The 23,684-nt window shown below is 42.0% G+C and carries 22 protein-coding genes and 1 riboswitch; of the genes, 15 read left to right on the top strand and 7 right to left on the bottom strand.

Going from position 1 to position 23,684, the window contains the following annotated elements; all coding sequences use genetic code 11:
- Nucleotides 1–16 precede the first annotated feature (16 nt).
- The 3 genes from ptuA to OCV30_RS00710 all read right to left on the bottom strand — a co-directional run bounded on the left by ptuA (nt 17) and on the right by OCV30_RS00710 (nt 3,667).
- On the bottom strand, nt 17–1,606 hold the full coding sequence (ptuA, locus tag OCV30_RS00720) for a retron Ec78 anti-phage system effector ATPase PtuA (protein WP_240696835.1): 1,590 nt from the start codon (nt 1,604–1,606) through the stop codon (nt 17–19).
- Between the two features lie 28 nt (nt 1,607–1,634).
- Nucleotides 1,635–2,579, bottom strand: coding sequence for a retron St85 family RNA-directed DNA polymerase (locus OCV30_RS00715; protein WP_065678249.1), 945 nt, complete (start codon nt 2,577–2,579; stop codon nt 1,635–1,637).
- 395 nt (nt 2,580–2,974) lie between these two features.
- The gene (locus tag OCV30_RS00710) at nt 2,975–3,667 is read right to left on the bottom strand and encodes a sigma-70 RNA polymerase sigma factor region 4 domain-containing protein (protein WP_065678250.1); all 693 of its coding nucleotides are present in this window, start codon (nt 3,665–3,667) and stop codon (nt 2,975–2,977) included.
- A 120-nt stretch (nt 3,668–3,787) separates the two neighbouring features.
- Here OCV30_RS00710 and OCV30_RS00705 point away from each other — a divergent pair, with 120 nt between their 5' ends.
- From OCV30_RS00705 to OCV30_RS00695, 3 genes are all read left to right on the top strand, one after another.
- Nucleotides 3,788–4,012, top strand: a complete 225-nt coding sequence (locus tag OCV30_RS00705) for a helix-turn-helix transcriptional regulator (RefSeq protein WP_065678251.1) — start codon at nt 3,788–3,790, stop codon at nt 4,010–4,012.
- Nucleotides 4,013–4,078: 66 nt separating this feature from the next.
- Nucleotides 4,079–4,384: a hypothetical protein gene (locus OCV30_RS00700; protein ID WP_065678252.1), complete on the top strand. Its 306-nt coding sequence runs from the start codon at nt 4,079–4,081 to the stop codon at nt 4,382–4,384.
- 441 nt (nt 4,385–4,825) lie between these two features.
- A complete protein-coding gene (locus tag OCV30_RS00695; RefSeq protein WP_065678253.1) occupies nt 4,826–5,632 on the top strand; it encodes a plasmid recombination protein in 807 nt (268 codons plus the stop codon).
- Nucleotides 5,633–6,513: 881 nt separating this feature from the next.
- Here the strand turns inward: OCV30_RS00695 and cspE are convergent.
- Entirely contained in the window at nt 6,514–6,726 is a 213-nt protein-coding gene (gene cspE / locus OCV30_RS00690; RefSeq protein WP_004735656.1) for a transcription antiterminator/RNA stability regulator CspE, read from the bottom strand.
- A 424-nt stretch (nt 6,727–7,150) separates the two neighbouring features.
- A complete protein-coding gene (gene ulaR, locus OCV30_RS00685; RefSeq protein ID WP_009847985.1) occupies nt 7,151–7,927 on the bottom strand; it encodes an HTH-type transcriptional regulator UlaR in 777 nt (258 codons plus the stop codon).
- Between the two features lie 211 nt (nt 7,928–8,138).
- Here ulaR and OCV30_RS00680 point away from each other — a divergent pair, with 211 nt between their 5' ends.
- From OCV30_RS00680 to OCV30_RS00635, 10 genes are all read left to right on the top strand, one after another.
- Nucleotides 8,139–8,981 (top strand): Cof-type HAD-IIB family hydrolase, encoded by an 843-nt coding sequence (locus OCV30_RS00680; protein ID WP_009847986.1) that lies wholly within the window; start codon nt 8,139–8,141, stop codon nt 8,979–8,981.
- A 9-nt stretch (nt 8,982–8,990) separates the two neighbouring features.
- Complete coding sequence (locus tag OCV30_RS00675; protein ID WP_012603032.1) at nt 8,991–9,722, top strand: ribulose-phosphate 3-epimerase; 732 nt, start codon at nt 8,991–8,993, stop codon at nt 9,720–9,722.
- A 115-nt stretch (nt 9,723–9,837) separates the two neighbouring features.
- The gene (locus OCV30_RS00670) at nt 9,838–10,998 is read left to right on the top strand and encodes an iron-containing alcohol dehydrogenase (protein ID WP_065678255.1); all 1,161 of its coding nucleotides are present in this window, start codon (nt 9,838–9,840) and stop codon (nt 10,996–10,998) included.
- A 53-nt stretch (nt 10,999–11,051) separates the two neighbouring features.
- Entirely contained in the window at nt 11,052–11,795 is a 744-nt protein-coding gene (locus OCV30_RS00665; RefSeq protein WP_017099279.1) for an HAD family hydrolase, read from the top strand.
- Nucleotides 11,792–12,745 (top strand): transaldolase, encoded by a 954-nt coding sequence (gene tal, locus OCV30_RS00660; protein ID WP_017099278.1) that lies wholly within the window; start codon nt 11,792–11,794, stop codon nt 12,743–12,745. The genes OCV30_RS00665 and tal overlap by 4 nt, the downstream gene beginning before the upstream one ends.
- Nucleotides 12,746–12,755: 10 nt before the next feature.
- Entirely contained in the window at nt 12,756–14,750 is a 1,995-nt protein-coding gene (gene tkt, locus OCV30_RS00655; RefSeq protein WP_065678256.1) for a transketolase, read from the top strand.
- A 1-nt stretch (nt 14,751) separates the two neighbouring features.
- A complete protein-coding gene (gene rpiA, locus OCV30_RS00650) occupies nt 14,752–15,465 on the top strand; it encodes a ribose-5-phosphate isomerase RpiA (protein WP_065678257.1) in 714 nt (237 codons plus the stop codon).
- Nucleotides 15,466–15,545: 80 nt separating this feature from the next.
- Nucleotides 15,546–16,976, top strand: a complete 1,431-nt coding sequence (locus tag OCV30_RS00645; RefSeq protein ID WP_065678258.1) for a Sapep family Mn(2+)-dependent dipeptidase — start codon at nt 15,546–15,548, stop codon at nt 16,974–16,976.
- Between the two features lie 9 nt (nt 16,977–16,985).
- Nucleotides 16,986–18,569 carry a PTS transporter subunit EIIC gene (locus tag OCV30_RS00640; RefSeq protein WP_065678259.1) on the top strand — a complete coding sequence of 528 codons (1,584 nt, stop codon included), beginning with the start codon at nt 16,986–16,988 and terminating at the stop codon, nt 18,567–18,569.
- Nucleotides 18,570–18,690: 121 nt separating this feature from the next.
- Nucleotides 18,691–20,109, top strand: coding sequence for an alginate export family protein (locus OCV30_RS00635; RefSeq protein WP_065678260.1), 1,419 nt, complete (start codon nt 18,691–18,693; stop codon nt 20,107–20,109).
- Between the two features lie 89 nt (nt 20,110–20,198).
- Here the strand turns inward: OCV30_RS00635 and OCV30_RS00630 are convergent, their stop codons facing one another.
- Nucleotides 20,199–20,624 carry a phosphate-starvation-inducible protein PsiE gene (locus OCV30_RS00630; RefSeq protein WP_009848000.1) on the bottom strand — a complete coding sequence of 142 codons (426 nt, stop codon included), beginning with the start codon at nt 20,622–20,624 and terminating at the stop codon, nt 20,199–20,201.
- 142 nt (nt 20,625–20,766) lie between these two features.
- Nucleotides 20,767–22,137 carry an NCS2 family permease gene (locus OCV30_RS00625; protein WP_065678261.1) on the bottom strand — a complete coding sequence of 457 codons (1,371 nt, stop codon included), beginning with the start codon at nt 22,135–22,137 and terminating at the stop codon, nt 20,767–20,769.
- A gap of 58 nt (nt 22,138–22,195) precedes the next feature.
- A riboswitch (purine riboswitch) is annotated at nt 22,196–22,295 on the bottom strand.
- Between the two features lie 324 nt (nt 22,296–22,619).
- On the opposite strand from OCV30_RS00625, the gene gmk reads away from it, so the two are divergent.
- Both gmk and rpoZ read left to right on the top strand, forming a co-directional pair.
- Nucleotides 22,620–23,243: a guanylate kinase gene (gmk, locus tag OCV30_RS00620; protein ID WP_009848002.1), complete on the top strand. Its 624-nt coding sequence runs from the start codon at nt 22,620–22,622 to the stop codon at nt 23,241–23,243.
- A 119-nt stretch (nt 23,244–23,362) separates the two neighbouring features.
- Nucleotides 23,363–23,635, top strand: coding sequence for a DNA-directed RNA polymerase subunit omega (rpoZ, locus tag OCV30_RS00615; RefSeq protein WP_009848003.1), 273 nt, complete (start codon nt 23,363–23,365; stop codon nt 23,633–23,635).
- The last annotated feature ends 49 nt before the right edge of the window (nt 23,636–23,684 follow it).

Below are 23,684 nucleotides of genomic sequence, written 5' to 3'. Positions count from 1 at the left end.
GTCATCAGTAGATTTATTAATCGTCCTCAAACTCTTGCTCCCACTCTTTGTTCTCAATATAAAGGTCTAGTTCAATGATGGTATCGTAATCTTTACCAAAGTTATCGATTAGCACTTTTCTCATACTTCTAGCATCTTCAGTATTATACCTATCAGCATAAACCAACTTTTTATATCTACTAAGTAGTTGAGTTATTTCATCTTCAGGTGGCCGCTCTTCTACATAAAAAAGGTTTCTCAATACCCATGAAGATATAGCACCTCTAACCCCTTTAGGAGCTTTAAATTTTTTACCATCTTTCAGTAACCATATATTATCGCTATCCAGTGTATGACATACCTGAGGGCTATGAGTTGTAACTATGAATTGAATATTAGGAAAAGTATTCTCTAAACGTTGAATAACTTTCTGTTGCCAAGAAGGGTGGAGGTGAAGATCTACTTCGTCAATTAGTACTAATCCACTACCCTCTAAAGGATTGCTTAGCAAAGGGTTCAACATTGTCAATCTTCTAGAAATATCGGCAACTAGAGCCAAAAGGCTTTTTTCACCTTGTGACAATTGCAACACACTAAATTCCTGACCATCTTTATTGATAACCATATCTAATGGCGCTCTTTTGAGTTTTAAGTCGGAAAACCCAGGAAGGAACTTATAGACAGCATTTCTAACACTATCTAGCGCTTTGTTACCAATGTTGGATTTTTGATTGAGCTCTTCTTGAAGGATGTTTATCTGCTCTCGATATTGCATTATTAATCCTTCTCCCACAGCCGCAGTCTTAGGGTCTGATAGAATCGAGGTCATTAATTTGCTATTTATCTCATCCTCTTTAGATTCAATTTTGGCCTTTATAACCCTAACTTCACTACCTTCCTCATTTTCCGACTCAACCTGCTCCTTAAACCATCGAAAAAACAACTTAAAGTCAGCTTTACCTGTCAAACTCTTACTATATGCTTTCGACTTATCCCAAGTTTGGTTACTCAGAATCTCTTCAGATTCTTCTATATCTTTGGTCGTAACATCGTTAGCTCTTTCTACGGTGTAACTCGCCAAAAGTGGAAATGAAAGGTCTTCATTCACAGTATTAGCAAGTCGATACAAGTTCCCGATGTCATTTAGCTCTTTGAACTTACTTTTTTTCTTAGGCTCGAGCATTGGTCTACTTTGAGATAACTCAAAGCTAAAATTAGTTCCATCAACTTGAAACTCTGGAATAACAGTTGCGTAGTTAGCACCGACAGCTATATCAAACTCATCCAACTGATCACCATTGTAAGATCTTGTGGATAATCGAGATACAAAGTGCGTTAAAGATTTTTGAATAGCGTTCAGTACACTCGACTTACCGCTACCATTGTTTCCAATAATAACAATCGTATTTGATTTTTTATTAAAGGGGATTTCAATGTTTGAAAACCCACGATAATCAATGAGTTTAATTGAAGAAAGCCTCAAACTAGCACTTGCTAATTGTTCTGCACACTTAAGACGGTAGTGTTGAACTTTAGATTCATCAATAGGGGCTCCCATCAAACCACCTTCAAAAATTTCAACTAGCTGCGCTGAAGCTGCGAAGCTACCAGACTCTGATTTAGACATAACCTGCTTAATTTGCCGACTTAGCGTGCTAGACATCATTCTCTCCAGAATATTTGATGATTTCAGTCAAAACATTATCACCATATTTGATTGACATTTTTTGAACAAAGCTCGCTTCTATATGATTTGCATACGATATGAGTCCTTGTAGATGGAGGGTGTCTTCTACATCTAGCAAACCAAGCTTAAACTTATGAACTAAAGCTGAGATGTATCGCTTTCTCTCTCTACCTAGTGAGATTTTGTTATTGTTAGTTAAAGTTATCCCGGTCACATGTCTATTATGCGCTTTAGAGGAGAAAACGGTTTTGGACTCATTCAAAACTAGCCTTGCACCAAACTCTTTCTTCAGTGCCTTTCGTACAACAAATAAATGCTCAAAGAGAAGCCCTTTCTGGGTCGTAGAGAAAGTCAAGTCATCAGCATAACGACTATAGTTTATTCCTGACTTCCTACATAGTTTGGTCATTCTCTCATCAAAAGAAAGCATAACCACATTTGACACAAAAGGTGAACTTGGAGCTCCTACACTTAAAGCTAGCTTTCCACTTCTTTTCTTACTAATGTTCCAAAATAAAAATTGCTGCAATACAATAAGATCCACCCCGGAAACAACAATACCCTGTTTTTTCAATGACTTAAATAGCATTTTAGGTGTGATGTTATTAAAGAAATTTTCTAAGTCGACCTTAAGCAAGAAGTTGGACTTAACATGTACAAGAGCATTATCCTTAACACTTCTTCCGGGAACGTAAGCTGTTGCAGAAGTATGTATCGATACTTTAGGCGTTAGGTAATCTACTATTTCTTTTTGGATAATTTTTACGGCAGGCGTGGGTTGCGCAATGGTTCTAAAACCTAGGCGCTTTTTTGGGATCTTATAAACCTTATAGTGTTTAGACGGAGTAGCTTCAAGAAGGCTTTTGAAGTTTAGATTCCGTTCGTTAAGGTATTGATAAAGTTTCAAATCCATTAAGTTCTTGTTTTGTTAAAGGTGACTTGGGAGAAAGCTCCCAAGTCACACAGAGCTCTTTACTAGAAGCCGCGGAATAACATTTTAGATCCGTAAGCGTCTGTGAAGCATGAGCAGCGGTTACGGGTCTAAAATGTTGTTCCGCAACTGCAAATGTGCCCAATAAATGAGAGTTTGGCGCATCGCCAGACTAGACTAAACTTTTGAAATTCAATCTAAATTACACTAAAGAGCTACCTGATTTTAGTTGATTCGGTAAAAGAAAGCAAAAGCTCTTAATAGTACTATCTAATTTAAAAATATCACTTGTTAGTATCGATTTTCGGAAAAAATAAATATTAAACAAAGGCTTACTAATCATTAACTAAAGATAAATCAAAAGTAACACTGACACGTTATTTTCTTCGATGCCTTTTTGCCTTAGTTTCAATAGCTTTAACTCTGTTAAAAATAGTCCTTACATCCACACCCAGCTCATTGGCAACATCTGTTTGATAATCTTTTTCCAGCATAAGCTCAAATACATTACGCTCTTGCTCTGTAAGGCTCTCCAAAATTGTTCGGGATAGTTGTTCGTCAATCAATGCGTCTTCAGGAGACTGTCTATTTATAGATTCAAGCACTCCTTCCATTTCATCTAGGCTTTCAAACCTAATCATTTTTCGGTTTGAATCATTGATTCTTCTATCTCCAATTAACTTTCCTATATCATTATCATCACTGTACTCATGCTTTTGCTCTATCAACTTTCCTTTATACGTACGGTGGGATATTCGCTTCGCCATAAACCTATAAGTCCTATGACGACAGACAATTTCTAGGTAATTATTAAACGAGCTTACCTCGTCAAAAGACAACTTCCCCCTTTTGATAGTCTTGTGCATTTCTAACCAAACGGTTGCAGCTACATCGTCAATTGCCATTTCATAGTCTACGTAGAGTATCTTATGAAAGTCGTTTTTTTTCATGAATTTAGAAATTTCCAGATGAACTCGTTCTGAATAAAGAGTCACCAGCTTGTTAAATTCCCTTTCACCGCCATTAGCTGCATCAACTATTAGCTCAAGAAGCTTTCTATTACCTTCCAAAAAAAACCCTTAATATCAATTGGTTAAAAATTAAATGAAATTTTATCTAAATAAATTTTCCGGTCATGCCCTCCTAAGGGACTCCTAACCTATAGAGGATCAACTAGACAGGAAGAGTACATGAACAATTTAACACACCCAACAAACGACATTATTAACAATATCAGATTAATTAGACAAACAGAGTTGGCCAATTTACTAGGTGTAAGTAAGACAACTTTATGGCGTTTGAGACAAGATAAAAATTTTCCATCTCCTGTCGCCATTAGATCACGATTAATTGGGTGGCGCTTTAGCGATATTGAAAACTGGCTCGAAGTAAACAAACTCGATGCAGCAGCATAAACACTAAATGATATGGCTTAGTTCAGCCGCTAGGCTGGCACAACTAATCGAAAGAGGAAAACAAGTATGAGTAAATTAACATTGATGATGGCCGCACAAGAGTACATAAGCCGACTGAGAGGAAAGAAGTCACCTAAGGGCGAATGGATCTGCAACACTTACTTCATCATTGATAAACATAAAGAGAGGGAACGATGTTGTACAAAATATGAAAATCAAATTGAGTTTAGCCCTCGCGTCATGTGGCAACATTGCAAAAGCATCGAACATATAGCCAACAGCTATCAAGTCGATAGAGATGAGCTTGAAAAAGAAGTAAAAAGTATGTTTGAAATAGGAAGGAAAAGAAGGAAAGGAAATTGCTCAATTTAAATTTTCAATTAAAAATAGATTTATTGAAATCAATATTTAATTAGATTTAATTTGATTTCAAGGTTATTAGGCCGGCAAGAATACTTGCCGAATCAACCCAAATCCTAACACACCTAAAATCAACTTAATTAATAATACCTAGTGGTAAGTTAAAATTAACAAACCAAGATATTTCCAGTTGGCCGCAAAGTTATTTTACCCCCCAAAAATTAAAAGTCAGTAATAATATTAGTATACGTTAGCCGTATGTTAATATTTTTATTTACCTATAACAATTAATAGCTCATAATATAAACATAGTGACAGACTATGTTTATTCATACTTCATAAACGTCTGATTAAGACGCTAACGCTCTTAATAATCTAGTTAGACACTTAAAATAACAAAAAGATTTTTTGTTATTTTAGCGCCATCATAATAACAATAAAGGTGCCATTAAAATGAGTTATCAATTTATACATATAGAAACTTATGCAAGTATATCTTCAAGAAACAATAAAAAACAATCAGCTAAAGCGATTGCTGAAGAATGCGAACGAGCTGTAGGTGCATGCCCACATATAGAACAACCAAAGCCGTATCATTTGCTCTATGGAAAAAAACCAACTGACGTTGTAAAACAAGCAGAGTCTCAAGCTAAAAAAGCAAAAGATAAGATAGGCAGAAAGCTTCGCAAAGATGCACAAATAATACTGGCAGGAGTCGTTAGCTACCCTAAAGCACTAAGCATATTTAATCCAAACTGTAATAAGTTTAGGATGTGGATAAAACTCAATCATCAGTTTTTGAAGAAAAAATATGGTTCGAGGTACAAATCCCTAGTGCTCCATACTGATGAAAATGACGGTTTTCCACATTGCCATTTTTACGTTGTACCGGAATTAGATAGCTCTTCTAATCACCTTAATATCAGCACGGTTCATCAAGGCATACAAGCTCGTGATAAATTAGATTCGGCCTCTGCTAAAGAAAAGGTCAGAGCATATAAAAATGCAATGAGAGAATACCAAGATGAATATCAAGAACAAGTTGGCGTCTTCTGTGGGTTAACCAGAATCGGCCCAAAAAAGAGGCGCTTGACGCGGCAAGAGTGGGCCCTAGAAAAGTCAGCATCAAAAAGATTATCTTTAACTCTGAATAAACTACTAAAGACAAAAAAAATACTGAGTCAAAGAGAAAAAGAAATAATAAACACTAATACCAATAATAACTACAACAAAGGTACATATAATGAGCTTGGTAAATAACGAAAAAACAATGATTAATGCACTACATAACTATAAAAAGGAACTAAGGGATACTCATATAAGTCATCCCTACTTCAGCATCATGCATGATCAATACTATGAACTAATCCAAGAGGTCTTTAAAAGATTAATCATAAATGGTGATCTAAGTCGCTCGGAAGAGTTCTTACATGAAGTAGAGCTTTTTAAGCAAGATATGATTAGAAAATTTGAATCTTCTGATATGTACGCGTACTGTCCTCGCTCTCATCACGAAAGACTGAATGGTATTCCCCGTGAGGGAGAACGAGCCACAGCTCTAGCTGAGCTCAAAAGACATCAATGGGATGATTCCTCAGATTTATCGTTTTGACCTTCGTAGGCTCTAACAAAGCTATACTTAAACGCCACATATGTGGCGTTTTTTGATCTCAAAAATCAAACAAAAATCTTGCACAAAAAAGGTGACAGAAATGGCAGGTAAATATCAAAAAAACCAATAATAAGAACATAACACATTGATTTAATTTGGCTTAATCTCGATAAAATACATTCAGATCCAGAACATTGAATAACAGTTCGTCAGTAACACACTGTGGATAGCCACTAGCTGAATCAGTGTTGATTAGATCAAGATAAGCTCCTAGTTTTAGGGGCTTTTTTTATGGATACAATAATGACAATCAGGATGAGTAAGTTGAGCAGGTTGTTACGCAGGAGATGTACTTAGCACAAAAAATAGATACAGCGATAGATAGAACTGATCAGGTGTACAAAAGGATTTTTAATATTTAGAGGAGGTGTTGCAAGTGGAGGAGAATGTTACGGTAAAACTGAGGGGAAACTGGTTTGAGAGAGAAAGTGACGCAAGTTGCTATTGCAACCTGCGCCGACTTAAAATCTTATAGAGCTACAACGTTTGCAGCTTGAAGACCTTTTTGGCCTTGCTCTACTTCGAAAGACACTTGTTGGCCTTCTTTAAGAGTCTTGAAACCTTCAGAAGCGATTGCACGGAAGTGTACGAATACGTCAGCGCCGCCGTTGTCTTGAGTTAGGAAACCGAAGCCTTTCTCTTCGTTAAACCATTTTACTACGCCGTTTGTTTTGTTAGACATGATGTGTCCCTTATATAAAAATAAAAAATTAATCGCCAAAAGTGCGATGCGCTGAAAGCTTGAATTATTTAATGTATCTATGAAGCCAAGGGAAACACTGAGAATAACAATGAAGCAATACTAAGGGTTTTACTTTACAACTGGATGTTTCATTTAATAACCCTGAAAACAGAGCAAGCACATTCTTGGTGATCCTGACCAGGTTGTAAAGCGTTATTTGAATAAAATGACTATTTTTTGTTCAATTAACTTCTATTCAGCCCCACAACATCACTGAACTTCATTTACAAAGCTATGATCTGAAGAAATTTACTCTTCCGCGGTTTGGTTCGGACAACACACACACGGCCAGTAATAATGTTCTACTAGAATCAAGAGTACGACAAAAGCAAAAACAAACGCCGCAACAGCACTCTCCACGTAACTAAACTACCAGTATCTTCACACCAAGTTCTCGTAAAGCATCAAGCACCTTAGGGTCAGCGCCGTCATCTGTAATCAATGTGTCAATCTGAGAAGCGGTAGCGAGTAACTTCCCACCATGCTTACCTACTTTGCTGCTATCTATCAGAGCCACAATACGATCACCATACTCCAGCAGCTTTTTCTCTGCCATATAGACCAATAGATCAGAGGTATGCACACCAGCTGTCGTAACACCCGTACCCGTAAAGAAGACAAAACGACTTTTATGGTCATCTGCTGCTTCTTCATCTGGAGAAATAGTGATCTGACGTTCGGGTAGATATTGGCCACCAAGTATGATGATACTTTGATGATCTTGACTAATCAGCTGATAAGCCAATGGCATAAAATTCGTCACAACTTGCACATCACGATGCGCTAAATGCTCTCCCATCAAAAAAGTCGTATTGCTACCACTCACAATAATACTGTCGTGTTCTTCACACATATCTGCCGCAGCTTTAGCAATTCGCTTTTTCGCTACATAGCTTTCTATATCTGTTTCGCAGGGGATAAAGCTGCTTGGTGCATGAGTTGCGGCTAGGGACGAGTCAAAATTGATTACCTCTGCCCCATTACGGATTTTTTTCAGCCTCCCTTCTTCCGCCAACTTTGTAATGTCCCGACGAGCTGTAGATAAAGAGATATCTAACATCTTCACATAGTCATTTGTCGTTATAAACGTATGACTCGTTAGATGATCTAACAAGCTTCTATGACGCTGAGCTTCATTCATTGTTCATACCATTAAGTTCTTTTGAATTATTTTGACGCATTATGAACTTTTGAGCAATTAGATTCTCAAAATGAACTCCTTTGAATTAATTTGACTCGAAATGTGTGATCGGAACCATTATTTTGTTCACAATAAATCAAAAATGACTTTACGTGACTGCATTTGACCATTTATAGTCGATTTGCGTCATAAGAAGTCACTGGAGAGTAAAATGAAATACCAAGCAGTAATGATTGATTTAGATGGAACACTGTTAAGTGATGCTGAGCAGATCTGCGTGACTAACAAACAAGCGATTTGTCTTGCCGTTAATAATGGATATCAGGTGAGCTTGGCGAGTGGTAGACCGCACCAGCTGATGATGCCATATGTTGACCAGCTTCAATTATCGCTACCAATCATCTGCTGCAATGGTGCCTATATTTATGACCCTAAAACACAACGTGTTCAACATCAGCACACAATTAGTCATGAATCACTAACGGGCCTGTTGAGCTTACTGAATGATGGACATTTCGCCTTCACCATCTATTCAAGTAAAGGCATCTTTGCTCAAAAAGAATCAACTCATACAAAGGGTTTAGAAAAAAAGGCTGAGGTTATTAATGCCGCAATGGAGCTGCAGATTATCCCAACGCTGACCGAACTCATCGCTCGCAGTGGCGATGTATACAAAGTATTAGTGTCTAGCCAAGACAAAGAATCTCTAAACCAGTTACGAGATTCCTTAAAAACGCACTTCCAAGCTGACTTATCAACACCGAATAAATTGGACATTACGTCTAAAGCAGCCACCAAAGGTCACGCTCTTCAACAGTGGCTAAATGACCAAAGAATTTCATCTCATAACACCATTGCTTTTGGGGATGGGGACAACGATGCCTCTATGTTCCGACTTGTCGGAGAACCTGTCGCAATGGCTAATGCCAGCCCTGCTTTAAAAGGCATGGCTAATCTAATTGTTACCAATAACAACGGCTGTGGAATTGGCCAGTACCTTCGCTTGATAGTGCAAGAAGGCCAACACACATGCCAAAACACTTTTAGTTACTAAGGATAAATCATGAAAAAAGTAAAAATTGCCGCAGGATTAGCACACGTAGATTACGGCCACATTGCAGACGTAGTGAAAGAAGTATCTGATGCTGGTGCCGATTACATCCACTGTGATGCAGCAGATATGCATGACCTGAAAAACCTGCAATTGATGGGGGGGCATCAAATTGTTGAAGGCATTCGTCCTTACACTGAAAAGCCAATTGAAGTTCACGCTTACTTCAAAGATTGCGACAAATTATTTATCGATAAAATCGCAGCTGCTGGTGCAGACATGCTGATTCTACCAGCTGAGCATTTTATCGGTGCTCCTCTGTGTTACATCATTAAGTACTGTCAAAACCACGGAATGAAATTTGGTTTAACCGTTGGTGCATTAACGCCAGTGTCATTTGTTAAAGAATCTATCTACTACCTAGACCGTTTACACATTGTTATTCACGGCATTACTGATGGCGATGATGAATGGTTATGGCGCAAATCTGCGATTGCAATGATCCGCGAAGCACGTGAACTCATCAACGAACGCAACCCTAACTGTGAGCTATGTGTAGATGGCGGTATCCGTAACCACAACATCGAAGAACTGCTTAATGAAGATATTGATGTGATGGTTGCATCGACAAATATCTTTGGCCACAAAGACGGCATCACAGCAGGCGTTCGTGACTTCCGCGCTGCAATCGACCAACTGGAAGATAAAGCAGCGGCAGACACAAAAGAAGTCGAAACCGTTTAAGTAATTGCCTAGCGCAGTTTCTATCGAATCGATGCGCCACAGCAATCTAGAAATAACGGTGCTAAACCTACCCCCCTCTATGCTCGGGTTTGGCACCACTACCAAGGATTAAACCATGACACAGTTTCAACACTATCAACCGACCAAGCTAACCTTTGGTGCGGGTGAGATTCAGAAAATAGGTCAGCTTATCGCTCAATATGGCACACGTTGCCTAGTAGTATCCGAACCTATTTTTGATGCAGTAAAGCCAGCCTATGACCGCATTTTTACTTTGCTTTCAGAGCAAGGAATTGAAGTGACTCATTTTGATGGTGTCGTACCGAATCCGCCTACAACCGTCGTTGAACTTGGCCGCCAAGTGGCCATCGGAAATAACTGTGATGTGGTTTTGGCCATTGGTGGTGGTTCATCGATTGATACAGCAAAAATCATTTCGGCAACGATCAATGCAGAGTCTCTAGATTGGGCCCATTGGTTTGCCACTTATGATTCACCGTTTGGGGACGTCAACCCACTACCCGCGAAAGTCGTACCTTTGATCGCTGTACCTACAACATCGGGAACTGGCTCTCAAGTGACGCAAGCGGCAGTGATTACCGACCTTGAGCAACATGCAAAGCTAACACTGTTTCACCCTGAATTTTTCCCTTGTGAAGCGTTAATCGATCCAGAGCTCATGCTGACACTGCCTCCACGTATGACAGCTATGACCGGATTTGATGCTTTTTCACATGCGTTTGAATCATTTACGGGTACTCGACCATCTCCATTTGTTGATGGTATGGCGTTAGAAGCAATGAAGCTTGTCATTGATCACCTACCGAGTGTTGTCGACAACGGCGCAAATTTACATGGCCGCTGCCAACTCGCGAAAGCAGACACACTTGGCGGGATCTCGCTAGCTAATGGCGGTGCGGGGGCACCACACCCTTTAGGCGAAATCTTAGGTAGTAGCAAAACAAACCTACCACATGGATTAACACTCGCAGTGGTTTATCCAGCTTATGTACAACTTCAATGGCGCAAGCAACCAGAGAGATTTGCTCAAGTGGCTGAGTTATTTGGTGCTGTGGGAAGTACCGAAGAAAAAGCTCAATCATTAGCGGCTGCTCTTGTGAAATTCCTTGAACGTATCGGTCTTGAATCGAACTTAACTCAAGTAGGTGTCACCAAAGAAGATGTTCAAAAGTTGGAGCCGGCTTTTTGCTTTGATCTACCACTAACCAGTGGTGAAGAAATGAAAAAAGTATTGCAGGCCAGTTTGGTTGAATAAGCGACAGTCACAAATTCACGTTTGTCATAATTAAAGAAAATGGAGATTGAAACATGGAGTGCAAGAACAACACTTTAGGTCATACAGCTTTGAAATTGGAAAGAGAGGAATTCATTGCCAGTAACCTGAAAGCGTTGGTCTTTGACTTCGATGGCCTTCTCGTCGATACCGAAACCTGTATGTTCAAAGCCTGGGAGGCTTTGTTAAAACCATACGGCGTTGAAGTTTCGCCACTCCAGGTTGCTGGCCTAGTTGGGAGCTCAGCGCCAGCAACCTACCTTTATCAACTATTCAACAAAGCGTCGAATCAAAAGCTGTCCGATTCACAAATTCGCGATCGAGTGATCGCTCATGCCTACCAATTAATTGCTTCAATAACAGAACGAGAAGGTGTCCGTCAGTATCTAGACTTTGCTAAATCACACTCATTGAGCATTGCACTGGCCACCAGCTCAGAGGCTGAACATTACATGCCAATTCTGAATCGTTTGAACCTTACACCCTATTTTGACTGTTTTATCGGAGCAGAAGACATTGCCTCAGATAGACGGAAACCACATCCCGATGTGTATTTAGCGGCATTAGAACAACTCGGTGTATCTGCCCATCAAGCCATCGCTTTCGAAGATTCCCCTCCTGGAATTATGGCGGCTCGATCGGCAGGAATACCAACAGTTGCAGTAACCAATTTGCTCACTCGTCACCTCGATGTCTCGCTAGCCAACGTGGTGCTGAGTTCGATGAATGATCAAACGCTACTGCAATTGATAAACCAACTTACCGAGAATGAACGATGAATAAATTAGAACAACTGAAAAAGCACACCACTGTCGTTGCCGACACAGGTGATATTGATGCTATTGCTGCATTTCAACCTGAAGACGCCACAACCAACCCATCTCTAGTACTAAAAGCCGCAGAAATGCCGCAATACGATCACTTAATCGCCGATGCGATCACTTGGGCAAAAGCACAAAGCAACGACAAATCACAACAGTTGATCGACGCTGGAGACAAACTGGCGGTCAACATTGGTTTAGAAATTCTAAAAACGGTACCGGGGCGCATCTCAACAGAAGTCGACGCTCGTATGTCATTCGACAGAGTCGCAAGCTTGGCAAAAGCTCGTAAGCTTATCGGCATGTATAACGAAGCTGGCATCAGTAACGACCGAATCCTAATTAAGTTAGCGTCAACTTGGGAAGGCATTCGAGCAGCTCAAGAGCTAGAGAAAGAAGGCATCAACTGCAACCTAACGCTGCTGTTCAACTTTGCACAAGCCAAAGCCTGTGCAGAAGCCGGTGTTTTCTTAATCTCACCTTTTGTCGGTCGTATCCTAGATTGGTACAAAACCAATACCGATAAAAAAGAGTACCTTCCTCATGAAGATCCTGGTGTCGTTTCAGTCTCTGAAATTTACAACTACTACAAAGATCATGGCTACAACACGGTTGTGATGGGCGCGAGCTTCCGCAATGCCGATGAAGTCCTAGCATTAGCGGGCTGTGACCGTTTGACCATAGGCCCTGCAATTTTAGACCAACTTGCAGCACAAGAAGGCTCTGTTGAGCGCCTACTCTTTGCCGACCGTGACACCATCAAAGAGACACCAACAGCTATGACTGAAGCACAGTTCCGCTGGGAGATGAACCAAGACCCGATGGCAACAGAAAAGCTCGCCGAAGGCATCCGTAACTTTGCAGTCGATCAAGGCAAGTTAGAAACCATGATCGAAGCACGCCTGTAGGAGAAGCATAATGATTACACGAACTAAATTAGCCGACGCTATTCGCGTTCTAAGCATGGACGCTGTACAAAAAGCAGGCTCGGGCCACCCCGGAGCACCGATGGGCATGGCCGATATCGCTGAAGTTCTATGGCGTGATTTTCTAAAACACAATCCGAGCAACCCTAACTGGGCCGACCGCGACCGTTTTATCTTGTCGAATGGCCATGGCTCAATGCTTATCTATAGCTTGTTACACCTATCTGGTTACGAGCTATCAATGGATGACATCAAATCTTTCCGTCAATTACACAGTAAAACCGCAGGTCACCCTGAATACGGTTACGCTCCAGGTATTGAAACCACTACCGGCCCATTAGGACAAGGCATCACCAACGGTGTCGGCATGGCTTTGGCTGAAAAAGTGCTGGCTGAACAGTTCAACCGTGAAGGCCACGACATTGTTGATCACCACACCTACGTGTTCATGGGCGACGGCTGCATGATGGAAGGTATTTCTCATGAAGCATGTTCACTTGCCGGTACGCTTGGACTAGGGAAACTGGTCGTTTTTTGGGATGACAATGGCATTTCGATTGATGGCGAAGTCGACGGCTGGTTCTCTGATGACACACCAAAACGTTTTGAAGCCTACGGTTGGCATGTTATTGCTGATGTTGATGGTCATAACGCTGATGATATTCACAAAGCGATTACTGAAGCTAAAGCCGTAACAGATAAACCAACCTTAATTTGCTGCAAAACCGTGATTGGTTTTGGCTCACCAAACAAGTCAGCCAGTCATGACTGTCATGGTGCTCCGTTAGGTGCTGATGAAGTCGCATTGGTTCGACTCAACCTCGGCTGGGACCATCCTGAATTTGAAATTCCTCAAGATGTATACCAAGCATGGGATGGGAAAGAGAAAGGACAAAGCAATGAAGATGATTGGCAAACACGTTTCAATGCTTATCAAGAGGCGCACCCAGAATTAGCCGCTGAGTTTTTGCGTCGTAGCCAGAACCTATTACCTGAAAATTGGGATCAGCACACTCAAGACCTAATCCAGACTTTGCAAGCGAATCCACAAACCATCGCGACTCGCAAAGCATCACAAAATACTATTGAAGCATTCGGACCATTACTGCCAGAGTTTTTGGGAGGTTCTGCCGATTTAACCCCTTCAAACTTAACTAACTGGTCAGGCTCAAAAGCAATTACCGCTCAAGATGCGTCAGGAAACTACTTGAGTTACGGCGTTCGTGAATTTGCGATGTCTGCAATGATGAATGGCGTGGCGTTGCATGGAGGCTTTATCCCATACGGCGGTACGTTCTTGATGTTCATGGAGTACGCTCGTAACGCGCTTCGTATGGCAGCACTAATGAAGCAACGCAGTATCTTCGTTTATACCCATGACTCTATCGGTTTGGGGGAAGATGGTCCGACACACCAACCGGTTGAACAAATCGCATCGCTTCGACTTACCCCAAACATGAGCACTTGGCGTCCTTGCGACCAAGTAGAAACCGCGGTGGCTTGGAAGTCTGCTATCGAACGTTTTGATGGTCCAACGTCATTGATTTTCTCTCGCCAGAATCTTGTTCAATTCGAGCGTGATCAAGACACGCTTTCCAATGTAGCGAAAGGTGGATACATCCTTTCTGACTGTGAAGGCGAACCACAACTTATTTTGATTGCAACCGGCTCTGAAGTGGCACTTGCCATGGAAGCAAAAGCACAACTCAGCCATATTCGCTGCCGCGTAGTTTCAATGCCGGCCACCGATATTTTTGACGCACAAAGCGCGGAATACAAGGAACAGGTTTTACCAAGCCATGTGACAGCACGAGTTGCCATAGAGGCAGGTATCCGTGACTACTGGTTCAAGTATGTCGGGCTACACGGCGACATTGTGGGAATGACAAGCTTTGGTGAATCAGCACCAGCAGAACAACTCTTCGAAATGTTTGGATTTACGGTTGAAAACATCGTTGAAAAATCCCTAGCGGTTCTGGAGAAGTAATATGAGCATGGCACAACGCTTTATTGAAAACCAAAGCCAAGACTGCCTGCGAACTAAGGCTGCAAAAGTAGCCTTAGAGCAAGTCCTAAAAACGCTAACACCTTCTAGCGTGATTGGTATCGGCACAGGTGCAACAGTTGAAGTATTCATTCAACTATTGAAAGAAAGTGGCGCTGAGTTTGCTCACTGCGTATCCAGTTCGGTTCGCTCAAGTCGAGCTTTATCCTCTGCAGGGCTGAATGAGATATCCATATCTGAATGTGGCCGTGTTGATTTCTACATTGATGGCATTGATGAAGGTCTTACAACCGGCATGACCGTGAAAGGTGGTGGTGCAGCACTGGCTCGTGAAAAAGTACTCGCGACGCTTGCTCTAAGCTTCATCACCATCGCAGATAGCGGTCGATTGGTCACTCAACTCGGAAAGTTTCCACTCCCTGTAGAGGTTTTACCTGCCGCACAAACCGCTGTGTTTAATGCCTTACAAAGCCTTGGTGGACACCCGACGTTGCGCCAAGACTGCACCACTGATAACGGCAATATCATTCTCGATGTTGCTCATTTGGACATCGCTGAACCAAAGCGATTAGAACTCCAAATTAACGCTATTCCTGGCGTCGTCGAGAACGGTATTTTCGCGCAAAGAACGGCCGATTCCATGGCTTTTTCGAATGCAGAAGGTACGTATTTATTATCAAAGCAACACGTTCAATAGCTGGGATTTATAATCAAAATGAGACCTCGCTTGCAAGTCTATTTACAAGCATGTCAGTAAGGATAATTTAGGAATAAAACATGACGGAAAGCAATTTTTCAGCTCAAACACTGCGCTATTTTGATTCAAATATTGAAACGTTTACGCGTGATCTATCTGAGCTAATTGCTATTCCGTCTGTACGTGATATCAGTAGCTGTTCACCTAGTGCTCCTTTTGGTTTACCAATTAGAAACGCATTCAATTTTCTAATTAATTGGGCGAAACGAGAAGGGTTTGAAGTCCGTGATCATGATGGTTATGCCTTGGACATCAGCTATGGCGAAGGCTCACAAGAAATAGGCATATTACATCATGTTGACGTAGTCGAAGCTGGTGATTTAAACGCGTGGTTGACACCTGCATTTGAGATGCACCAACACGGTGATGACTTATTAGGACGAGGCGTTACCGACAACAAAGGCCCGTTAATGGCCAGTCTGTATATTCTCAAGATGTTTAAAGCGCTTGATGTAACACTCGACAAAAAAATAAGAGTGATCATCGGCGGCGCAGAAGAGACAACTTGGGAATGTGTAGAACATTATTTTAATCATAACCCTCAACCGGATTATGGTTTCTCTCCAGATGGCGACTTCCCAATCGTTAATGGAGAAAAAGGTATCCTGTATGCGTCATTACAACGAGAATTCCCAACTCACAATGACCTAGGAACTTGTCAGATCGTAAGCATTGAAAGTGAGCGTGACAGAACATCCACCTGCTATCAATTATCGATTTATCTGACAGGAGAAAAAGCGGCTGAAGTAGCAGCAACATTTGAAGCTTCAGCAACGGTCACTCTTGCCAATGTGGCACAAAGTGATAACCACCAACAAAAGGAGTTGTACTGCGTTGAGTTGTCAACGCCGTGGGAGAAATCTCGCAACCCGCATAAGGTCGATAACTGTATGGATCAGTTTGTTCGTCACATGCGACATGTTGAAGGGTTAGACACTAACTCTCGAAATTTAATTGATTTACTAGACGCGTGTTTTAGTGATTCCAATGATGCTTCGAAATTAGGGCTAGCACACCAAGATAATGAAATGGGGTCGACTACATGCTGTGTCTCCTCCCTCAATTTGAATCAACATGGCTACAACTTGGATTTTGATTTTCGGTTTCCTAAAGGACTGACTATCGATCAAGCTCGTACCCAACTCCAGTATGTATCCCAACAATACGGAGTGAGATTGATTGAACACCAGTACTTACCTCTATCTTACCTCTCACCCGAAAGTGAACTTATCCAAGCAATGGGAAAAGCTTATTCCGAAGTTACCAAAATGGACGCTCAATGCTTTAGCAAAGGTGCAGCTTCTTACGCGCGCGCGCTAAACAATGGTGTGGCATTCGGACCTACTTTTCCTGGTGATGTGACTCGTGTCCATGAGCCCAATGAAAGGCTCAGCCTCGAGTCATTAAAAAGAGCAATAACAATATACGTGAAAGTTCTCATATCACTTTAGGAGTAAATTATGAGAGATAAGGTTCAAGCACTTGCTGGAGGTATGATGGTATCCATCATCGTACTGGTTATCGCAGGTATATTTATTGGTGTGGGCGCTGGTGTTGTAAACCAAATGTCTGCTACCGACTCTGTTATTTGGGCATTCTTTAAGCTGATGTTAGATCTTGGCTTGATGGTCATGCGCAATCTACCGCCTTTCTTTGCGATTGGTCTAGCGTTCGCGCTGGCGAAATCTGAAAAAGGTTGGGCAGCCTTCACTGGCTTTACCATGTTCATGTGTTTCAACGTCGCTATCGGATCGATCGCTGCATTTCACGGATGGACTCAAGAAACTACAAGCGTTGCGTCATTAATGAATGATGCTGGCTACGACAAAGTAGCAGCGCAAAACTTCAACTCTTTATGGGGTGAGTCTTTAGGTATCTTCGCTTACAACATGGGGATCTTTAGCGGTATTCTTGTTGGTTGTATTACGGCTTGGATCCACAACCGTTACTACAAATTCGAAATGCCTGCACTCTTGAGCTTCTTCTCAGGCCCTCGTGCCGTAGTGATTTTTGCTTACTTCGCTATCATGCCTATCGCGCTGTTTGTTTACTACGCTTGGCCACCGATCGCTGGGGCACTGCAGTCCATCACTACCTTGATTACTAGCTCAGGTATTTTTGGCTCTTTCCTATTTGGCGTATTTGACAAAGGCTTATTGCCATTTGGCTTACATCACCTTATCGCCTTCCCTATTGAATACACTCGTGTTGGTGGCGTAATGGAGATTGATGGTGTTGTTTACGAAGGTGTTCGTAACATCATGAATGGCCAAATGAGTTCACCAGAGGCAACGAGCTACATTACACATAACTTTACCAGCGGTCGTATTCCAATCCAAATTGGTGGCTTGACGGGTGCTGCTTATGCAATGTACGTAACAGCAAAAACAGCCAATCGTAAGAAGGTAGCCGCTATCATGGTGCCTGCGGTATTTACGGCTGCTGTTATCGGTATTACCGAGCCACTAGAATATACCTTCCTATTCGTCCAACCATTCCTATTCTTTGCAGTGCATGTTCCGCTAAATGGTCTTGCTTATGTGATCACCGAAATGATGGGTGTTTCAATTCACGGTAATCAGCTGCTATTTATGGTGCCTAACCTACTACAACCTGAAAAGGTTCATGCTTGGGCTCTATTGTGGATTATCCCACTATACTTCGCGATTTACTTCTACACATTCAAGTTCTTCATCCTGAAGTTTGATTCAAAAACTCCAGGTCGCGAAGAAGAAGATGGTGATATCGCCCTGTATTCAAAAGAAGACTTTAAAAAGAAAAAGGAGCAGACCTCAAAAGGACTGCCTGTTGAAATCATTAAGGCACTGGGTGGAGCTGACAACATTGAGAACGTGACAAACTGTGCAACTCGACTGCGTGTTTCGCTGCATGACGAATCACTAACGGCAAGCGATAAAGTTTGGAAACAACAGCTCAACGCAATTGGTGTCGTCAGAATGAATAAAGGCATTCAAGTGATATATGGAGCCAACGTTATTACGATTGCCTCTGGTATCAAAGAAGCCCTTGGTGTCGACTCTTAGCTAAGCGCAACTTCCGTAACCCTACTGTTACGAATCTATAGAAACCAATAACTGACAATTCCTCCTGTGACTACAAGTCACAGGAAGGGATTCGTGCACCTGAAATATGGGAAATATAAAAATGAAAGCAATGACAAAACATGCAGTTACTTTACTTGCTCTTTGTGTTTCTGGCGTCCTACACGCAAACGAAAATACAACATCAAGCTGGTCTGAGCGCAACCCTATCGTCTTCTGGGGAGATAGAGCCAATGAGGACTGGAGCTATGTCGATGGTCTAGACGAAAGTCAAAAAAGCTTTTCAGAAAAACTCAAACGCTTGGATATTGATGACAGTGGTGACTGGAAAGTCTCATTTAGCGGCAATGTAAAAGCCGCAGTCGATAACCGTTGGAATCACATGTACGACGGAGAAAACCGCAAGAAAAATGAACTGCGTACTCGCATGCAATTCTCCACCGATGTGACTTACCAAGACTGGATGCGTGTATTTGGTGAAATTCGAACCAATTACACTAACCTCGATAGTCCGGGTCCAATAGACGATGCCGGTACTGACTTCCACCAGTTGTTTACCGAATTCAAATTACTCGATGACGGTGAGCAATACCTAAGTACCCGCCTTGGTCGCCAAGAAATATACTTAAATGAATGGCAAATGATGAACCGTGAACCAACGCCAGTTCAATCAAGTTGGAATGCAGCCAGCGCAAAATACAGCGTAGCAGGCATCAATTTTGACGCATACTACGGCGAGGAAGTATTCCCTCTCTACAAAGATGGCAGCTTCGGTGACAACTGGGATGATAAAACCAATGGCAAAAAATCGACCGGCTTATTCGCTAATTGGAGAACTGACTTCGGGGCAATGCAAGCCTACATAATGAGTAATAAACTCACCAATGAAAGCTTTGTTAATGCACCAGACGGTGACGTCGACATTCAAGTTTTAGGCTTACATGCCCATGACTTTGTGAGTGAAGGGGTTGGTTACATGCTCGACGGTGTTTATCAATTTGGTGATCATGCAGGTAAAGATATCTCAGCCTACATGGCTTATGCCGATTTGAACTACAACTGGAAAGCAGACTGGAACTATCGCTTAGGTCTGAACCTACATTACGCATCAGGTTCAGATAAAAACAGCGACAAAGTGAACACGTTTAACCCTTTGTGGACAGGTGACCCACTGGGTTTCGCGCATGATGGCGCTTACGGTAACGCAATGCAGGTCGGTTCTTACACTGTGATTGAGTATCAGCCGAAACAATCCATCATCGCTGGCTTTATGTCGACATGGCGTGCCAACACAGATGATGCAATCTACACACTCAACCAAGATGTATTATTTGGTGCAGAGTCTGACGAAAAATACGCTTACACCCAGTTCTATCTGCAATTCCATAATTACATCACAGGCAACTTAAAGTCTGAGTTAAATATGTACTACGCATTAGATAGCGACTACACACGTGACGTAGTCGGCAGTAGCAGTGATGACATTTCCCGTGTTGAAATCGCACTGATCTATAACTTCTAACACTGCTTATCAGGTTAGTATGTTACTAAATGAATTCGCCCAGCAGTGCTGGGCGAATTTTTTAGATCATCATATTTCAGTTAATTGAATTACTCATCCGGCTGCTTGGTTCGAAGATCCACATATGGCCAGTAATGGTGCCCTACTCGAATCAAAAGTGTTGCTGCTGCTAAGATAAACGCTGCAACAGACAACCAAACGATGAGTACTGCATCCAACTCTTTCATGCCCAGAGTAATGTAACGAGCAATCGCCATCATCGCGATGTAAATCGGATATCGAACCGGGATCTTACCGTTCATCACAAACTGCTGAACCATCGCCAACACTTCTAAATAGATGAACATCAGTAGAATATCGGTCAATTGCACTCGACGTTCAGCAAAAACATGCATGAACTCTTCGACCATCGCAAACAAGGTCGCGAGCGTGATCGCTACCAGTAATACCGCTTCCATAATGTGAAATACTTTTAAAAACGGCTTACTAAAAGATTTAGGTAAGTGAGAAGGCATAGTCACTCTTCAAAAAATAATTAATCCAGTCTCTACATTAGCATGCGCTCTAGAGAAGCGACGAATACAAAAATGGCCCCACATTCACTGCAGAGCCATCGACTTGTTTTTTACTTATCAACTTCCTAGTGGCGGACTAACCTTACAACAGAATCAGATACGTTAAGAACACCACACACAGGCCGTAGATCAATGGGTGCACTTCTTTGCGCTTACCTGCAACAACCATTGTGAATGCGTAGCTGATGAAACCCATCGCCATACCGTTCGCTGGTGAGAAGCTTAGCACTGTGAACATGATGGTGAAGAAAGCTGCAATGCGTGACTCTTTCTTTTCCCAGTTAATCTGACCAAGACGACCCACCATGTAGATGCCTACCACAACCATCGCAGGCGCGACCATTGCCGCTGAGAAGATAGAGAAGATTGGGTATAGGAATAGAGACACTAGGAATAGGCCAGCCACCATGACTGCCGCTAAACCTGTTTTCGCACCTTGAGAAGAGGCAATACCCGATTCAGAGAAAGCAGTAATCGATGTGGTACCTAGAATTGAACCAATCACAGTACCGCCCGCATCAGCCACTAGCGCCGATTTTGCATTCGGCACTTTACCGTCTTTGTCGATGATACCTGCATCACGGCCAACACCCACAATCGTGCTCAATCCATCGAAGAAATCGACAATCAAGAAGATAAGTACGATGAACAACAAATCGAACATTTTCTCAGGCGTAAAAGCTGAGAAGTCAAAGATAGCGCCAAAGCTGCCTGCCATACTTGGTGGCATTGAAACGAATTGGTCAGGGATTGGCGCGTTTGATGTGCCCATGAATACATCAGCAAGAATGGTCAACACGATAGCAGAAACGAATGAGATGAATGTTGCTAGCTTGATGTCACGAACCATACAGCCCAATGCAATGAAGATACTCACATAAGCGATGATCACTTTTGGATCGGAAATGTCACCTAAACCAACCAGTACGAACGGATTAGAAACGATGATACCCGCATTCTTAAGGCCTAAGAAAGCAATGAACAAGCCGAGAGACACAGTAATCGCCAGCTTCAAATCTTCAGGAATCGATTCAATCATCGACTTACGGATATTAGTCAATGAGAAGGCAAGATAAAGAATACCCGATAGGAAGATGCCAAATAATGCTTCATTCCAAAGTACCGCCACTGAACCACTTAACAATAAACCTTTGAAGAAGCCATTCATGCTCATGCCAGGTGCTAGCATGACTGGATAGTTACCCCAAATGCCCATGATAAGCGTTGCAATAGCAGCAGAAAGAGCGGTCGCCGTAAAGACTGCACCTTTGTCCATTCCCGGAATGCCACCCAAAATTGCTGGGTTAACCGCCAAGATATAACTCATCGCTAAGAAGGTAATAAAACCTGCGTATAGCTCAGTGCTGATCGTGGTCTTTCTCTCTGAGAGTTTGAACAGGGTGTCAAGTGAGCCAGATGTCTTCTGGGCTTTCAGGGTGGAGTCGGTATTCACAACAAAACCTATGTATTGAATTAAGAAATTTGAGATTCAAATGCTGTGAGAATAGAGGGATCTCTACACTAAAAACTGTAGTCACCAAGGTAGGCTCGGTAGTAGAAACATTTGATCCATTTCATCAAACATATACAGCATTTAATCGTTTGCGCGGATTGTAAGGGTTGATATTAAAACTTCAACAAATTTTGTTCAGATCACATAAAAAACTGAACATGATCAGTCATTACATTTATAGGAAGATCAGACAAAGGATCATTTGAGAATAAATAACGATCAAGCCAGTTGTTCTCAATCATCTAAATATGCTACTCTTCGCCTCCATTTTTCTGACCTAATTTTCACCAGTTGTCTCTATTAGTTTTACTTGTTATCCCTTTTTAGATGCAACCATCGGAACAAAAATTAGAGTCAGTGCTATCTTTTATAGTGTCGGTTTATCGCCCTCACTCAATCCAACCAACAGTGGAAATATACAGATGGGCAAAGGTACTCTTTACATCGTATCTGCACCTAGTGGCGCAGGTAAGTCGAGCTTGATCTCAGCAATGCTAGAAACCAATCCAACCTACGCAATGAAGGTATCTGTTTCACACACCACTCGCGGTATGCGCCCTGGTGAAGAAAATGGTGTTCACTACCACTTCGTAGAGAAGCATCATTTTGAAGACCTTATTAATAAAGGTGAATTCCTAGAGTACGCTGAAGTTTTCGGCAACTACTACGGTACTTCACGCGTTTGGATTGAAGAAAACCTAGACCGCGGTATCGATGTATTCCTAGATATCGACTGGCAAGGTGCTCGTCAGATCCGTGAACAAATGCCTCAAGCGAAGAGTGTCTTCATTCTTCCACCATCAAATGGCGAGCTAGAGCGTCGTTTGAATGTTCGCGGTCAAGACAGCGACGAAGTTATTGCAAAACGCATGAGCGAAGCAAAATCTGAGATTTCTCACTATGCAGAATACGATTATGTGATCGTGAATGATGACTTTGATGCAGCCCTAATGGACTTCAGAGCTATCATTCGTGCGGAGCGCTTAAAAGAAGATAAGCAAGCAGCGAAATACAGCGGCATGCTTACTGCTTTATTGGCGGAATAATCTAGATCCCCTAGATTTTCCATTGAGATAAGTATACGGTGAACTAGAAAGTCTCTAGTTAAACTTGTATACTTTCTCGTCATCAAAAATTTATTAGTTAATTACTATTTGGAGTCCTCATGGCACGCGTAACTGTTCAAGACGCTGTTGAAAAAGTTGGCAACCGTTTCGACCTAGTTCTTATTGCGGCTCGCCGCGCACGTCAAATGCAAACTGGCGGCAAAGATTCACTAGTGCCTGAAGAAAACGATAAGCCAACGGTTATCGCTCTTCGCGAAATCGAAGAAGGTCTTATCACTAAAGACGTACTAGATGCTCGTGAGCGTCAAGAGCAACAAGAGCAAGAAGCGGCTGAGCTTGCAGCAGTAAGCAGCATCGCTCACACTCGATAGCTCATATTCGCTGATAGAATCAACGTCATTCGAACTAATTAACCTTCCG

It is taken from the genome of Vibrio atlanticus, from assembly GCF_024347315.1.
GTDB lineage: Bacteria > Pseudomonadota > Gammaproteobacteria > Enterobacterales > Vibrionaceae > Vibrio > Vibrio atlanticus.
Note: the sequence above shows the minus strand (reverse complement) of the source record. Positions and strands in the feature narration are given on the sequence as shown.